Annotated in this window: 8 protein-coding genes and 1 pseudogene; 2 read left to right on the top strand and 7 right to left on the bottom strand. The window is 62.4% G+C overall.

All coding sequences use genetic code 11. The annotated features are described in order from the left end of the window. Positions 1 to 302 precede the first annotated feature (302 nt). Positions 303 to 2,513, top strand: coding sequence for a catalase/peroxidase HPI (katG, locus tag D9X30_RS19740; RefSeq protein WP_502799665.1), 2,211 nt, complete (start codon positions 303 to 305; stop codon positions 2,511 to 2,513). A gap of 638 nt (positions 2,514 to 3,151) precedes the next feature. Here the strand turns inward: katG and D9X30_RS29875 are convergent. Next, positions 3,152 to 3,655: an HAD domain-containing protein gene (locus D9X30_RS29875; protein WP_502799656.1), complete on the bottom strand. Its 504-nt coding sequence runs from the start codon at positions 3,653 to 3,655 to the stop codon at positions 3,152 to 3,154. 180 nt (positions 3,656 to 3,835) lie between these two features. Here D9X30_RS29875 and D9X30_RS19735 point away from each other — a divergent pair, with 180 nt between their 5' ends. Next, positions 3,836 to 4,366, top strand: a complete 531-nt coding sequence (locus tag D9X30_RS19735) for a DUF6471 domain-containing protein (protein ID WP_153948827.1) — start codon at positions 3,836 to 3,838, stop codon at positions 4,364 to 4,366. A 467-nt stretch (positions 4,367 to 4,833) separates the two neighbouring features. Here D9X30_RS19735 and D9X30_RS19730 read toward each other — a convergent pair. The 6 genes and pseudogenes from D9X30_RS19730 to D9X30_RS19705 form a co-directional block, all read right to left on the bottom strand. Continuing rightward, positions 4,834 to 5,022, bottom strand: a pseudogene (locus D9X30_RS19730) (tyrosine-type recombinase/integrase); the annotation flags it as partial. 123 nt (positions 5,023 to 5,145) lie between these two features. Beyond that, a complete protein-coding gene (locus D9X30_RS19725) occupies positions 5,146 to 5,436 on the bottom strand; it encodes an H-NS histone family protein (RefSeq protein ID WP_153948828.1) in 291 nt (96 codons plus the stop codon). A gap of 70 nt (positions 5,437 to 5,506) precedes the next feature. After that, positions 5,507 to 6,166 carry a GNAT family N-acetyltransferase gene (locus tag D9X30_RS19720; RefSeq protein WP_153948829.1) on the bottom strand — a complete coding sequence of 220 codons (660 nt, stop codon included), beginning with the start codon at positions 6,164 to 6,166 and terminating at the stop codon, positions 5,507 to 5,509. A gap of 20 nt (positions 6,167 to 6,186) precedes the next feature. After that, the gene (locus D9X30_RS19715; protein ID WP_153948830.1) at positions 6,187 to 7,515 is read right to left on the bottom strand and encodes an aminotransferase class I/II-fold pyridoxal phosphate-dependent enzyme; all 1,329 of its coding nucleotides are present in this window, start codon (positions 7,513 to 7,515) and stop codon (positions 6,187 to 6,189) included. Between the two features lie 10 nt (positions 7,516 to 7,525). After that, entirely contained in the window at positions 7,526 to 8,425 is a 900-nt protein-coding gene (locus D9X30_RS19710; protein ID WP_249641017.1) for a UDP-3-O-acyl N-acetylglycosamine deacetylase, read from the bottom strand. After that, positions 8,422 to 16,011: a type I polyketide synthase gene (locus D9X30_RS19705; RefSeq protein ID WP_153948831.1), complete on the bottom strand. Its 7,590-nt coding sequence runs from the start codon at positions 16,009 to 16,011 to the stop codon at positions 8,422 to 8,424. The genes D9X30_RS19710 and D9X30_RS19705 overlap by 4 nt, the downstream gene beginning before the upstream one ends. Positions 16,012 to 16,041 lie beyond the last annotated feature (30 nt).

The following is a 16,041-nucleotide window of genomic DNA, read 5'->3' as shown; positions in this document are numbered from 1 at the left end:
CCAAGCCTTTCGCATGGCGATGCGGTATTCCAATTGACTTGGCTAATCAAGCCAATTGAAACAATTGAATTTTCCGGAGATAACCGTCCACGTAGAGTGCAAAACGCTTGCTGCCGGCCGCGTCCGGCCGTATTCCCTGACAAGTGAATATTTGCCGAACGCGCGCAGGAAGCCCCGCGAGCAAGGCCGAGATATCCCCATTTTGCATTTCAATTCATTTGCATTACGGCAGCGGCTTTTGTAACCAACTACAAGGAGGTATTGATTCCATGAACATCGGAAAAACTTTAAAACTTTCCGTCATGGCGGTGGCCGTATCTGCCGCGCTGTACACCAATCCGCTGGTGGCGAGTACGGATGTGACGCCGAATAGTTTCTGGTGGCCAGAGCAACTCAACCTGCAGCCCCTGCGTTTCAATTCGGCGGAATCCGATCCCATGGGCAAGGCCTTCAATTATGCGGAGGCATTCAAGACGCTCGATATCGAGGCGGTCAAGCGGGACATCGCAGGGGTCATGAAGACCTCCCAGCCCTGGTGGCCGGCTGACTTCGGCAACTATGGGCCATTCTTTATCCGCATGGCCTGGCACGGCGCGGGCGTCTATCGCGTCTTCGATGGCCGGGGCGGCGCTTCGGGCGCCCAGCAGCGGTTCGAACCGCTCAACAGCTGGCCGGACAACGTCGGCCTGGACAAGGCGCGGCGCCTGCTGTGGCCGGTCAAGCAGAAGTACGGCCAGAAGATCTCGTGGGGCGACCTCATGGTCCTGGCAGGCAACGTGGCGCTGGAAGAAATGGGCTTCAAGACATTCGGTTACGCCGGCGGGCGCGTGGACGACTGGGAAGCCGAGATGGTGAACTGGGGCCCGGAAAAGAAAATGCTTGCCCATCAGCGCCAGGATGCGAAGGGCGCCCTGAAGAAGCCCTACGCGGCAACCGAGATGGGGCTCATCTACGTCAATCCCGAAGGCCCCGCAGGCAAGCCCGACCCGCTGGCCTCGGCCAAGGAAATCCGCGAGACCTTTGGCCGCATGAGCATGGACGATGTGGACACGGTGGCGCTGATCGCCGGCGGACACACCTTCGGCAAGGCACATGGCGCGCACAAGCCGGCGGGCTGCGTGGGCAAGGAGCCGGCTGCTGCCGGGCTGGAAGAGCAGGGGCTGGGCTGGGTCAGCAAATGTGGCACGGGGCATGGCGTGGACACCGTCGGCAGTGGCCTGGAAGGCGCGTGGTCGACCAATCCGACGCGTTGGACCCACGAATTCCTGACGTGGCTCTACAGCTTCGACTGGGAAACGACCAAGGGCCCGGGCGGCGCGATCCAGTGGGTGCCGAAGAACAACGCCAGCGCCAATTTCGTGCCCGATGCCCATGATCCGAAGAAGCGGCACAAGCTGATGATGTTCACCACGGACATCGCGCTGAAGATGGACCCCGAGTACCACAAGATCTCGAAGCGATTCCTCGAGAATCCGAAGGAATTCGAGGACGCGTTCGCCAGGGCGTGGTTCAAGCTCATGCATCGCGACCTGGGGCCGAAGTCGCGCTACCTCGGGCCCGATGTGCCCAAGGAAGACCTGATCTGGCAGGATCCGATTCCTCCGGTCGATCACAAGCTGGTGGACGACAAGGACGTGGCCAGCCTGAAGACCACCATCCTGTCGTCGGGCCTGACCATCCCCGAGCTGGTCCGCACCGCCTGGGCGTCGGCCGCGACCTTCCGGGTGACGGATATGCGCGGTGGCGCCAACGGTGCGCGCATTCGCCTGGCGCCGCAGAAGGATTGGGGGGTCAACGACCCGGCCGAGCTTGCCAAGGTGCTGAATCGTCTGGAGGCCATCCAGAAGGACTTCAATGCGGCGCAGAAGGGCAGTGGCAAGAAGGTGTCGCTGGCCGACCTCATCGTGCTGGGCGGGACGGCGGCCGTGGAAGAAGCAGCCAAGAAGGGTGGCCACAAGGTGAATGTGCCGTTCACGCCGGGCCGCATGGACGCCACGGCGGAACAGACGAGCGTGCAGTCCTTCGCCGTGCTTGAGCCGGTGGCCGACGGTTTCCGCAACTACTATGGCAAGCAGAGTTCCCGCTCGCCGGCGGACATGCTGGTCGAGCGCGCGAGCTACCTGAACCTGAGGGTGCCCGAGATGACCGTGCTGGTTGGCGGCATGCGGGCGCTGGGCGCCAATGCCGGCGGCACGCGCCACGGTGTGTTCACCGACCGGCCCGGCACGCTGAGCAACGACTTCTTCGTCAATCTGCTCGACATGTCTACCAAGTGGTCGAAGTCGTCGACCGACCAGGGGATGTATGAGGGCCGCGACCGTGCGACCGGGAAGGTCAAGTGGCAGGCTACCCCGGTGGACCTGATCTTCGGGTCGAATGCGGAGCTGCGCGCCGTCGCGGAAGTCTATGGCTCTGACGACAGCAAGGAAAAGTTCGTGCAGGACTTTGCCAAGGCCTGGGTCAAGGTCATGAACCTCGATCGCTTCGACAAGGCGGCGGCGACCGGGTTGTGACCGGGCGCTGACCTGTCCCCCGAGGGGCTGACCGGGCGGGTCGCAACGGCCCGCCCGGGCACGGACGGCTTGCGGCAGGTGTCGCAATCTGAACGTGGCTATCTATACTGGCTCTGTCGCGTGCCCCTGCACGCGGGGGAGCCAGCCTTGGGTTGACTATTGTTGGGGAGAATCTGCACCCTGCCGTGGCCGAATCTACGGTGTTGCCCTCATTAGCGACAAAAAATTTGAGTTGCGGAGAATCTCGCCTATTTGGATCTAGGTAAATTGGCATTGGTCAGCTGAGATGTGACGTCTTCGGCGAGCAGAGGGCTAAAAATCTTCCAGGCGCGGGATGCAAATTCTGCCGATCCGGACGGGCCATCCAGGCGATACTGCTTGCCGCCCGCGGATGTCAGGCATCGACGTTCGAGATCCATTACCAATATGGGGGAGCTAATTCGGCCACACTTTGGTTCAGTGTGTTCGTCGATACCAACGACGTGGATGGTCCCCAACGCTGTCCGCATGAGACGCCAGCTGGTCAGGATGGCAAAGACTTCGCATTTCGGAAGCGAATACTCGAAGTCCGCGCCTAGCTTATTGTTACATGGGGGAGTTTGATATGGAGGCGAGAACATAACCGGAGCGGGCGTCGGTTAAAGCCCTGTCCGCGCGAGTGCCGTCCAAAGACGGCAAGACGTGTCTCCATTTAGCTCTGCAATTCCTCTTACAGTGTCAAAGATGAAGGATTGATTCTCCATTCCAGGGAGTACTTGCATCCAGTCGCTATCGACGATGGTAGGATTGACCGGACGCCGCCGCAGAAGGTCATTGCGGAGCCACTCACGGCGGGAACCAGCTAACTTATTCCTGAATCGATAGCACCTGTTTCCTGCATACGTAGCGCCGACAACGTGGTCGTGAGTGCGTGGAGGAAGCCTACGCAGTGTTGGAGAAAAACCATAGCATGGCACCCACCACGAATGAAGAATAATGTAAGTGTTCGGGAATTCGACGATCACGTTTTCCAACACCCAATTGTTCTCGAACAGTGAATGTCCTGCTATTGCTAGCGAGGGAACCCTGCCTGTGCGGAGGTTGACGAGACGCGGATGTAGTACGCCATCGATGCCCAGGTAGATAGTAACGTTGTTCTTCATTGGACCACTGAATTTCGAGTGGTGGCCAGTGCGGGCAACTCGGGCTCGCCCCGACTTGTGCGCTGAGTCACGTAAGACAGAGCCGTTTCGCCATATTTAGTTCTACTTTTTGGCGAATTCCGAGGGAACGCGACGGACGGAAGTTTTTTAGTTCACACAACCCTGCTGACGACGAAAAACGTGAGTCACATCGAAACACCATGGTCGCGGGTCGCGTCTCGGACGGCGCGAGGTCTGTTGGTGAGGAAGGGGATCACCCAAGGGACCTTGGTCGAAAGCTTACGGCTAGTAGGCACGTCTGAAACGCCACGCTCGATTGAAGGGAAACTGCTTCGCGGCACCTTCAAATTTTCGTTGTTTCTCCAAATTTTAAGCGCCATTAAGTCAGATCATCCTGCTCACTGGAAGCCCGTGGTTGCAAGGGCGGCGAACTGGGACGATGCCAGCGCAAGAATTCTTCGCCACGAGCTATTAGACATCGGCATGCCACTACGGCAGGTGGCCTTCCGTCTTCGAGATCTTGGCGTTTTGATTGACGATGTCGTGCTTGGAAGTGCATGCAATGACGGAAACTTTCCGTTGGTGCTAATCCTTCAACTGTGTCTCGTTCGTCCCATCGATGAACTTGACCGTCTGGTAGACATGTCCGACATTCGAGGGGCGTTGCTCGCCGAGCAGCAGGGCAAGAGGTCTCTTAGCGATGCAGGTTGATGTCTAGCCAGCGCGCAAGGTTCATCGATGAAGTAGGGGAAATCCCCTACCTTTAGCGTAGCAAGTGAATGGCAGGAAGCAAGTGCGGATTCAACCGGTCGATGCAACACACTAAGGGCTTTGCGAGGGCGTGCGGTACCCTGTCAGCCAAACTGTTGCTGCTCTCGCGGCAGCGATGTTCGGGGTTATCGTACTGTCCGTGCAAAATCTGGCGGTTTGGTCTGAATTCTTCTTATAGATCAATGCCTTGTGCGGTCGCGAACTTCCCGCTTGCCGTCCTGCGCATGAAAAATCTGGCGCACTTCGGGCTGTCGGGCCATACGGCGCCGAGATGCGTGAGATGAGATAGTCCGTCAGTACCTGTTGCTGGGCGTCAAGACGTGCAGTCAGTGCGGCCAACGCTTCTATCTCCTCACGTTCCGCACTCACGGCACCTGCACCTCTAATTTCATTGTTGTACAAGCGATTCAGGCTGCGAATGCCTGGCCGAACTGCCGGGCCCGCTTGACATCATCGGTATGCAAGTAGATGGAGGTGGTCGAAATCGACGCGTGGCGCAGGTTGTCACGCACAGCGCTCAGTTCGACGCCCTTCGCCAGCGCGTGGGTCGCGTGAGTGTGACGCATCCAGTGTGGTGTCGCTCGTCGGAGCGGCTGCCTGCTGCTTCTAAGCGAGTTACGCTCACCTAGAAGTCCGAGCTGATTTACGATGCGCAGTTGAAGCGGCGAGCGCGTTTCAGTTAAAGAAATGCCGCTGCTAGTAGTGTGGAGACGGCAAAGCTACAAGGCTTGGCGGTTGACCTGAAAATGTTCAATAGATTGGCCGGCATTGACGGCACGCTGCAGCCAATTCGGCAGATCACCCCGTCCGTCCCAGACGTGACCTTCGGCATCGCGGAAACGGACAGGTCCGGGCTGGGTGGCGGCCCTCGACTCGACAAAACAGCCCGCCGCCTGCAGGTCGGCCAAGTGCAAGCCGAGTTTTGCCATCTGAGTTTTTATCCAGAGGATCGTTTCGGCACGCTCGCGCAAGCGTTGGCTGTTCAAGTCGGAGAGAAGAATTTGGCGCATGTATAGGGCGACTGGCAGTATGCGGAAGCAAGATTGTAAAGCGGTTCGCGGCCGTGACTGCTCAACGTCGTCATGCGGCACCCGTTTTACGGCCGTTTTCAGCGCAGTGGATGAAGATCATTCTATCCGCAGCAAGAGAAGTGGGCAGGCCTCGCGGCGATGGGCGGTTGCACGTAGCGACCACAAAACCCAGCCTGCGGTATAACGCCGCCGCGCGCGTATTGTGCTTGAGCACATCAAGCACCAGTGCCTGTCCGGCGGACGCAGGCAGCCGGTTCGTCTCGATAACTTGCTGGAACAGTGCGCGAAAGACACCTGAGCCGCGAAGGTCGGGGTGAGTGGCGCAATGCGCCATCAGCGTTTCATGCCGCGACGGCTTGGGAATCTCGCGCTCCAGCAGCAGGCCGCGTCGGATGATGCCAGCCGTACGGCGGGCGCCGAAGTAGCGCAGGAACTGGCCGGCCGCGACGGGATCGTCCAACCAGCCCGCACGGCCGTCTTGGATAGCCATCACGGCTACGGGCGCGTCATCGACGGTAGCGACATAGTGCCGCCGCCACGAAAAGCGCCCGTTTGGTGTCGCAATGGCATACGCCAGGAAATCTTCGCAAGCTGCGTTGACGTCGTCGAACAGGAATTGGAATTCCTGCTCGCCGGAGGCCAGCACTAGCGAGGCGAGCGCATTTGCGTCGCGCGCCATGGCAGGTCGGAAGCCGAGACGTCCGCGCATGGTCCGAGCCTCCAAAATTGTCAGCCCCGCGCAAGCCGCGCCAGGGCGTCGACAGTGGCGCTGATCTGCTCGGGCGTGTGCGTCGAGCAGATGAAGAATCGAAGCCGCGCCGCCTTCTCTTCCACCGCCGGATAGAAGATTGGCTGTACATTGATGCCTTGGTCAAACAACGCATTGGCCCATTGCGCTGCCTTCCTCGAGCTACCCGTGATGACCGGAATGACCGAGTAGCCAGCGCTCAGGCCCGTATTGAGCCCCGCACGGCGCGCTTCTTCAAGAAACTGGACCCCGCGTTGGCGCAAGCTCGCCACGCGCTGCGGCTCGCGCAACATGCATTGCAGCGCTGCTAGCGACGCCGCGGCCAGCACGGGGGCGAGGCCTACGCTATATAGAAAGCCGGGTGCCAGATGCCGCAGCACGTCGATCAGCGCCTGTTCGCCGGCGATGTAGCCGCCGCAGCCGGCCAGCGTCTTGCTGAAGGTGCCCATCCAGATGTCGACATCCCGGCCGGCTAGCCCGAAATGTTCGCGAATGCCCCACCCTCGAGTGCCCATCACGCCAAGAGAGTGGGCTTCGTCAACCATCAGAAAGGCGGCGTGCCGCCGCTTGATCTCGATGAAACAATCGAGATCCGGGAAGTCGCCGTCCATGCTGTAGATGCCTTCAACGACAATCAGGACACGTTGGTACTGGCGTCGCACACGGCCAAGCAGCTCGTCGAGCGCAGCCCAGTCATTGTGCGGGAAACTTAGCCGCTTGGCCCCACTGAGCTGCGCACCCTGGACAATGCTGTTATGCGCCAGCGTATCATGGACGATTAGGTCCGCCGGGCCAAACAGTGAACCGATGACGGTCACGTTAGTCGCATGTCCGCTGACAAAGGCGACGCAATCGTCGACTTCGTATAGTTGCGCAATGGCGTGTTCCAGTTCGCGCTGAACAGGCCGCTCGCCCGCCACTATGCGGCTGGCCGAGGCCGAGGTGCCGTACTGGTCGATGGCGGCCTTGGCGCGCGCCGATACTGCGACATCGCCAGCCAACCCCAAGTAGTTGTAGTTGGCAAAGTTGATGTACGTCTGGCCACCGATCTGCGTGGTGGCGCCCGCCGCGCCTTCGTGCACGCGGAAGAATGGCGAGTCGATCTGGAGCCGTTCGCTCATCTGGCGCATTATCGATACTTGCTGGTAGGCAGGCAGCGTATCGAAGCGACATAGCTGCGCCAAGTCGGCTGATAACGCCGGCTTGGCCGCTGTCGGTGCAGGTGTACTCATCTCGTCGGATACGCGCTCGAGCTGGCGCTGCAACGCCTTTGCCGCGAGTTGCCGGCGCATCTGGTCAGCTAGTCCCATAGATACTCTCTCAACAGTTGGCAGGCTGCACCCATTCCCAGGCATCGGGTTGGGCGAGCAGCGCCGAGCTCAGGCGATGGTTCATTTCGTGGCTGGGACGCAGGGCGGTCACTTTCGCGAGCAAAGGTGCGCCCAGTAAGGCGAGGTCGCCTACCAAGTCGAGCACGCGGTGGCGCACGAATTCCTCGGGAAGGCGCATGCCACCGATCACGGATTTTCCGACGATGGTTGCCGTGCATGACGGTCGCGCGCCACGCAGGATCGGCCTGCCACGTATATAACCAAATACGATCGCTGGCACAGCCCATTTGAGGCGGCCATAGGAACGCGAAGGGGCAATCTCACTTGCGAACTGCGCGGGATTGATCGTGCCCTCCCAGCTTAGATCGCCGAATCCCTTGAGATCATTGGTGACGTGCATCTCATAGCGCTCGGCCGGTTCGACGACCAGCCGGCGCATGCCGTCATCCTCCACCGTAATTCGCCGCAAGACCCGCAGGAAGCGTTTTGGAACTGGGAGGGCGGTGCGGCCGCAAGCTTGGATGCACTGCAACCAGGGCAGTGCGCTGCCATCGAGAATCGGTACTTCCTCGGCGTCGAGTTCGACGGTAGCGTGGTCGATCTCGCAGGCCAGTAGGGCGGCCATCAGATGCTCCACGGTGCGCACTCGCACGCCGTCGCCTACTTGCAGCGCTGTGCATAGCGGCTGCGCCACACGTAGCCGTGGCGAGGCCGGGAATTCGGCCAAGAGGCGGCCGGACTGCATGCGGCGGAAGATGATCCCTTGCCCTGCGCTGGCCGGCCGGATTCGCACATTGACGCGGCGCCCGGTGTGCAAGCCGCGACCGGCGAGCACGAGGTCGCCTGCCAGCGTGCCCTGGCTTGCCTGCCAGCCGCTGAGCCCGATCACGTGCCCACCTCGTTGCCGGGCGCCATGGCAGCGACCGCTACAGCCGTGTGGCGGATATCCACGGCTTCCATGTCCAGAGCATGGCGCGCGGCCAGCGCTGCCACTTGCTGTTCCGCGTCGGTCGGCCCGGGGTTTTCCTGGCCCGCCGTGTCGTCCGAACGAATCGAGTCGACGATCTTCTGCGCAAGCGCGCGCACCGTTGCGCCTTCGGCCAGCAGCATTACTGAAAGTTTGACCTCGAAGCACTCTTCGACTGCCATGCCCAGTTCCATACCCATCAACGAATCCATGCCGAGGTCGACGATGGAACGGTCCGGCTCAATTTTCTTTGCGGAAAGATGGAGAATTCGCGCAATTTGGGCTTGCAGGGTTTCGATGACGAGTTGCAAGGCCTGCCCAGGCGGTAACGATTGTACTTCGCCATGCAGACTGGTGCTGATGGAATGCTGCGCGTCACGATGTCCGCTGCCCTGCATCTCGACATAGCGCAGCGAGCGAGCCGCCGGCATGACGCGGGCGATCGCCTGCCAGTCGAGCCAAAGCACGGCTTCGCCAGCGCGTTGCGCGAGCAGCACATGTTCCAGTGCGGCCATGGCATCGCGGGACGTGATCGAACGCCCGCCGACGCGGGCTTGTAGCGCTTCACGGGTCTGCGCGTTGCGCGCCAGGAAGCCCACGTCTTCGAGCGGCCCCCAGGCCATGAAGCAGGCTGGCAGTCCCTGGGCGCGGCGCAGACAGACCAGGGATTCAAGGAAGGTGTTGGCGGCAACGTAGTTGGCCTGGCCGGGATTGCCGAGGAACGTTGTGGCCGACGAATAGACAATGAAGAAATCGAGCGCCACCCCGCGGGTCGCTTGATGCAGGTTCCACGCGCCGGCTACCTTGGGCGCCAGTACATCGCGGAATGCTGCGTCGTCGAGATTGGAAATCAGGCCATCGGCGATTGTCATCGCCGAGTGGACCACGCCCTTGAGCGGCGTGCGGCCATCATCAATGCCGGCGATCAGGGCGGCAACGGCGCTGGCATCGGTCAGGTCGCACGCTGCCACGGTCACCGATACGCCTAGCTCCGCATTCCAGCGCCGCACTTCTTCGTCAAGTTCGGGAGCAAGCTTGCCGCCGCGACTTGCTAGCAGCAGGTGACGCCCGCCTTTCTCGACGATCCATCGCGCTGTGGCAAAGCCGAGGCCGCCGGTGCCCCCCGCTACCAAATAGGTACCACAGGGGTCGAGCGCCAGGCGAGCTGGTTCTGGCGCGGAAGGTGCCGGCGCGCCAGTGGGGAATGTGATGACGATCTTGCCGATCTGGCGCGCCTGCTGCATATAGCGGAATGCTTCCTCCACTCGATCGGCCGGGAAGGCGCGATAGGGGAGGGGATCGAGCGCGCCCTCGGCCAACAGGCCCATGACGTCGGTGAACAGCCGTGCAGTCAGCGCGGGCTGTGCACGCATCAACTGGTCCGCATCGATGCCGAAGTAGCTGATGTTGTTGCGGAAAGGCCGCAAGCCGATCTGGCTGTTCTCGTAGAAATCGCGCTTGCCTAATTCAAGGAAACGGCCAAATGGCCGCAGCACGTCGATGCTGCGCACCATGGCTTCGCCGGCCAGCGAGTTGAGTACGACGTCGACACCTTCACCGCCGGTACGGCGCAGTACTTCGTCCGCAAAGGCAAGACTGCGTGAATCAAGCACATGGTCAGCGCCAAGCAGGCGGACGAATTCGCGCTTCTCGTTGGAACTGGCGGTGGCGAAGACTTCCGCGCCCAGATGGCGGGCCAACTGGATCGCGGCGATCCCCACGCCGCCGGCGGCGCCATGCACGAGCACGCGTTCGCCCTTGCGCAACCTCGCCAGTTCGCACAGCGCATAATAGGCCGTGAAGAAGGTGGTCGGAATGGTGGCAGCCTCTTCAAAGCTGAGCCGCTCTGGCTTGAGCGCGACCGCACCGACATGCGTACGCACGCGGCTGGCAAAGCAGGCGGGCGCAAAACCGAGTACGGCGTCACCCACGCGGAAGTTGCGTACGTCCGCGCCGACGCGGGCAATGCGCCCGGAGAGTTCCATGCCGATGGTCGGTCCGGCAAAGCCTTGCTCTACCGCCTCGTCGGAAAGCAGGCCCATGGCGTACATGACGTCACGGAAGTTAAGACCGGTCGCGGCGGGCTCAATCTCCACCTCATCGTCTGCGAGGTCGCGGCTGGCCAACGCAAACCACTGCAGGTGGCGCAGCGATCCAGGCGACTCGAAAGCGAGTACGCTGTGCGAGGCTTGCGGCATTTGCCCGTCTCGTGCGCGCATTTCGACGGTGGTGGCTGGCATCATGCGCGGCACGAAGCGTCCAGCGCGGGTCAGCAGGACTTCGTCCTCATGCTCGGTCGACATCAGTTCGCGCGCCAGCCGGCTTGCGGCACGCTCGCAGGCGGGATCGATATCGATCAGGCGACAGTGAAGCTCCGCGTGTTCGTTCATCAGCACGCGGCCGAGTCCCCACAGGGTCGCCTGTTCCGGCCGGAAAGCCGAAGCATCGGCCGTTGGCGCGCCAAGTGGCGCGCCACCGCGCGTGACGACCCACAGGCGCGTCAAACCAGGCGCTGCAGCCACGCCGCGCGTCAGTCGTGCCAATGCAATCGAGGTGTCTTCCTGCGCCCGCATCAACGCGGCGCCATCGGCGTCGCCCGCTACGGCATCGAGGTCCGCACCCAGGAAGACCACATGACGCGGTGCATCGCCGCTAGCGCTAAGATCCGGATGGGCAAGAAGGGCCTCGACAGAGCTGAACACCGCGACTTGGCTCGACGGATCTTGGCTCTGCAACGTATCTGCTAACGCGGCGGTGAGGGATTCCCGCGTGGCGGGATTCACCAGCAACCAATGTGCCCCCGCAGTGGGAATTTCCGATGACTTGGCCCGCCCGCCCGCGTCGGCGGCGCGCCGTGCAACAATGAGTGTCGGTGCGCCCTCGATCTCCAGCGAGCCTTCGGCATGGCGTGCCAATGCCTGGTAACCGTGATCCAGCAACTGTGCGGCGATGGCATTGGCCGGGAGAAACTCGCCGCGGCCATGTTGCCACCAGTTGGGGTCGAGACCGAACACAATGTCCGAGAAGCGGCTCGGCTGGCTCTCCGTCACGATCAGCAGGCCGTCAGGCGTTATCCATTCCCTGGCCGCTTGCAGTAGGTGGGCGGGATCAGCGCTGGTCCGCAGACAATTGTTGACGATCAGGACGTCATAGCAGGTTGGACGGCCAAGCTCGGTCGCGAGCGTCGGGGTGGGACTCGTCTGGAATTGCACCGTGCGAACCAGCGGATGCGCCGCGGTATCGAACGCATCAAGTTGCTCAGCGCTCCCGGCAATCGCGTACTCGCAACGCGACTGCAGATGCGACCCGAATGGCTGGAACAGGTTCGTGCCAGGCGCGATTATCTCGAGAATGCGCAATGGGCGGGGTTCGCGCCAGGCCTCGACCGCCTCGTCCAAGCACGCGCTGGCCAGCGCATTGATGTGCGACCAGGTGGGCGAAGCCTCGTAGAGATGATCAAGCAAGCTGCTGCGGCCGCTCGGCAACACAGCCTGGCTTTTCGTTTCACCCCTGAGCACTGCAGGCAACGAAGCCCCGCAATGTGCCAGCAGCGCGAGCTCGGCAACATGGCCAGGCGAGACCGAAATCAGTCCGCGCCACAATTCTTCGATGCCCGGCAGGGTTTCGTCGCCGCGCAACAGACGCCCGTCCCGTTTGGCCAGCACCCCATCTTCCACGAGCATGCCGACCAGTCGCTCGAGTAATGGCCGGTTCGCACTGGCCGGCAGCTCCGGCTGGTCCAGCACGCCCAGCGTCTCGACTGCGCGCAGGGCATATGCCGCCGCCAGGACGTCGAGCAGGGGCATCACTTCGGTCAGGTGCGTGTGCCTGTGCGTGGCGTCTTCGCGCGCGGACAGGACCTTGACGGCCGACGCCAGGAGCGTCTCGGGTGCCGGCAGGGCGGCCGCGCTGAGTTGAGCTGCATAAGGCCTAGCTTCGGCTACGAAGGCAAAGCGGCCAGGCGCGCTGCGTCGCCGGGCCAGCAGGTCCACCCGGCGGAAACGGCATGCACGCAGACCCAGGACGGTATTGCCTGTGTGATCCAGGTAGGTGAACGAGGCTACCAGGGAGTGGGGGCTGCGGCGCTCAATCCGGGCGACCACGCGCGAGGCTGTTGTACCATTGCCGTAGTAGTCGATACGCCCCATCTGCACCGGAACGTACGCCGCGCCGTCCGCCAGATTGGCCGCCTGAGCCAGCAAGGCGAAGAGCGGATGAAAGCCGCTATCCATCGCAGCCGGATGCACGGCATACCGGCTGAGTTCGCCTCGCAGTGCGGTCGGGGCCGCCAATTCGGCGACGGCGATCTCGCCTGCAATCTTCAGAGACTGTACCCACTGGAACGCGGCGCCATAGCTCAGGCCGACCGCTGCAGCGGCGTCATAGAGCGCGGTGGCACCGACTGGCGCCACTGCTTCTAGCGCTGCCAGTTCGTCCGACGCGAGTACCGGCGAATCCGCCAGAGCAGGGCCGCCGGCGAGCAGGCGGCCCGTGACATTGAGTGTCCACGGATCGGCGCTCATTCGCGGGCGCGTCTCGATCACGAATCCACCTGTACGCGGCTCCAGCGTGAAGCGGAACAGCTTGGCTTGTTGTGGCTGAAAGACTACCGGGGAGCGGATTTCCAGATTCTCGACAGCGCTGGTCGTGGTACCGAAATGCATTAGCCCAGCGGCCAGCGCCATTTCAGCGTACCCGGCACCAGGGAACGTGATGGCGCCGTCCACGACGTGGTCAGCGAGAGCTGGTAGCTTGACTGGATCCAACTGGTTCTCCCAGATAGCGGAGCCGGCCTTCAGGCGATACCCAAGAAGCGGGTGTGCCCGGTGCCGGTTGACCAGCTCGTAACCTTCGCTGCTGGCTGCCAACCAGTGCGGACTCTTCTGCCAAGGATAGTTCGGCAGCGCCAGGCCAGGGTCGGCTGGCGGGTAGGCCTTGTCAAGATCGAGGCTTGCACCGTCCGCAATCGCGGCGCAGAGCGCGTGCTCCAATTGCATCGCGCTGTCGTGATTGCGCTTGAGCGTCGGCAGGGCGCGCGTCCCGAGCTTCGCCCGCTCGGCGGTCTGCATCACATAGCTACGCAAAATCGAATGCGGACCGATCTCCAGGAACACGCGAACGCCATCGTCCATGAGGTGACGGGTGGCTTGCTCGAAGCGAACAGGTTCCCGGATATTGCGCCACCAGTAGTGCGCATCCAGTTGAGTGCCGCAGAGCGGGGCGCCGCTGACGGTGGAGACGAACTGCCTCTGCGCCTTTTGGGGGCGAAGATCCTCGAGTCCGGCCAAGACAATGTCGCGGATGGCATCCATCTGCCTGCTATGGAAGGCGTAGTCCAGATCAAGGTTCTGGAAAAAGATGCCACTTTCTACGAGAGCCGTCTGTGCAGTCGCGAGCGCCAGCGGCGAACCCGCCAGCGTGACGGCGTCGGGACTGTTGATGCCGGCAACCTCAAGTTCCCCACCCAGGCCTAGTCGCTCGATCAGTTGCAGCGCGGCCGCTTCGCCCAGGCCGGCCGCCGCCATCTTGCCGCTGCCGGCTGTTCTGGCCTGGGCACGGCTACGCATTTTGATGACGTGCACCGCTTGCGCCAGCGTGAGGGCGCCAGAGGCCCAAGCGGCCGCAACTTCACCGACGCTATGGCCAAAACAGGCGTCGTAGCGCAGGCCGCGTGCCTGCAGCACATGGACGATACCAACCTGCATGGCAAACAACAGAGGCTGGGCGTTTTCCGTCTTGGCGAGCCAGGCCGCTGGAGCACCCTGGCGCATTACCTCGCTCAGCGCGGCGCTGCCATCTGCCTGCCACAGCGCGTCGATATCTTGCATGGCATTGCGGAACACCGGGTCTTCAGCCAGCAGGCGCTGGCCCATGTTGACCCATTGCGAACCATTGCCGGAGAACACAAGCGCAAGCTTGTTGTCACCGGCGGGCGCCTCACCGGCCGCGACGCAAGGAGCGCGCTCTCCGCGCGCCAGCAACGCAAGCGCCGAGGTCCCCTCTTCCACGCTGGCGGGGCTGATGACGACGCGGTGGTTCAGCCATTGGCGCCTGCGGGCCGCGCCGCTTGCCAGCGCATCCCAGGCAGCGCCGGCTTGCAGGCGCACGCGATAGGCTTCGGCCAGCGCATGCAATGCCTCAGGGGCGCGCGCGCTCAAAATCATGGGCAGCGGCGTGCTGGCCGGCGGCCGCGCCGTGTTGACGGCTTCTGGCCGAGGATCTGGTTCACGCAGCAGCACGTGGGCGTTGGTTCCCCCGAAACCGAAGGAATTCACGCCCATCAGCAACGCTTCAGCGCCCGCCTGCAACGGCAGGAACCGATCAACAACGCGCAGGTTGCCGCCCGCAAAGTCGATGTTCGGGTTCGGATTCTTGAAATGGAGCGAGGTCGGCACGGCCCTATGTTTGAGGCACAGGATGGCCTTCAGCAGCCCCGCCATGCCGGACGCCGTTTCCAGGTGGCCGAGATTTGTCTTTGCCGAACCGATCAGCAGTGGCCTGCCTGGCTCGCGGTTCCTCCCAATCACCTCGATCAAAGCCTGCGCTTCGATCGGATCGCCGACGGCGGTACCTGTGCCGTGCGCCTCCACGTAAGCGATGTCGCGCGGATGCACGCCCGCGCGCTTGTAGACGTGCTCGAGCAAGGCGGCTTGCGTGGCCGCACCGGGGACACTGATGCCGCCCTGCGAGTAGCCGTCCGAGTTTACGCCGGAGGCGGCGATTACCGCGTGAATCGTGTCGCCATCGGCGATTGCCTTGTCGAGCGGCTTGAGTAGCACGAGCGCGCCGCCTTCGGAGCGGACGTAGCCATCGCCGGAGGCATCGAAGGCGCGGCAGCGACCCGTCGGCGACAGCATCGATGCCTTCGAAAAGGTGATGAAGGGAAAAGGATGCAGCAACAGGTTGACCCCCCCGGCCAGCGCCATCTCGGCTTCGCCGGAATGGATGGCGTTACAGGCTTGGTGCAGGGCCACCAGCGAAGACGAACATGCCGTGTCAATCGACATGCTGGGACCACGCAGGTCGAAGAGGTAAGACACCCGGTTCGAGGCGATGCTCAACGTATTGCCGGTGGCAGAGTAGGCGTCAACCGCGCCCAGATCGTCCACGCTGCGATCGCCATAGTCCTGGCTGGCAATGCCGACGAAGACTGCACAGTTGCTGCCGACCATATCGCGCGGTTGACGGCCCGCATGCTCGAAGGTCTCCCATGCGAGTTCGAGCAGCAGGCGTTGCTGCGGGTCCATCTGCCGGGCTTCGCGCGGCGAGATGCCAAAGAAGTGCGCATCGAAACCGGCGACATCGTCGAGTACGCCGGCTGAGAACGTGTAGCTCTTGCCGGGTTCGCGCTTTTCTGGATGCTGGTAGAACTCGGTGCCGAACCGGTCGGCCGGCACGTTGGTGACCGCATCGGTCTCGGCCAGCAGCAGACTCCAGAAATCGTCCGGCGTGCGCACGCCACCCGGAAATCTGCACGACATACCGACAATTGCAATTACATCTTTCATGTTTTTCTTCGATCCTGCTCTCGCTGCTAC

The sequence above is a fragment of the Cupriavidus sp. U2 genome, assembly GCF_009663685.2.
Classification (GTDB): Bacteria; Pseudomonadota; Gammaproteobacteria; order Burkholderiales; family Burkholderiaceae; genus Cupriavidus; species Cupriavidus necator_C.
This window is presented reverse-complemented; position numbering and strand designations above follow the sequence as displayed.

Excerpts from the sequence above, each read along its gene's own strand:
- katG (WP_502799665.1), top strand. The coding sequence starts at position 303 with ATGGCGGTGGCCGTATCTGCCGCGCTGTACACCAATCCGCTGGTGGCG.
- D9X30_RS29875 (WP_502799656.1), bottom strand. The coding sequence starts at position 3,655 with ATGAAGAACAACGTTACTATCTACCTGGGCATCGATGGCGTACTACAT.
- D9X30_RS19725 (WP_153948828.1), bottom strand. The coding sequence starts at position 5,436 with ATGCGCCAAATTCTTCTCTCCGACTTGAACAGCCAACGCTTGCGCGAG.
- D9X30_RS19720 (WP_153948829.1), bottom strand. The coding sequence starts at position 6,166 with ATGCGCGGACGTCTCGGCTTCCGACCTGCCATGGCGCGCGACGCAAAT.
- D9X30_RS19715 (WP_153948830.1), bottom strand. The coding sequence starts at position 7,515 with ATGGGACTAGCTGACCAGATGCGCCGGCAACTCGCGGCAAAGGCGTTG.
- D9X30_RS19705 (WP_153948831.1), bottom strand. The coding sequence starts at position 16,011 with ATGAAAGATGTAATTGCAATTGTCGGTATGTCGTGCAGATTTCCGGGT.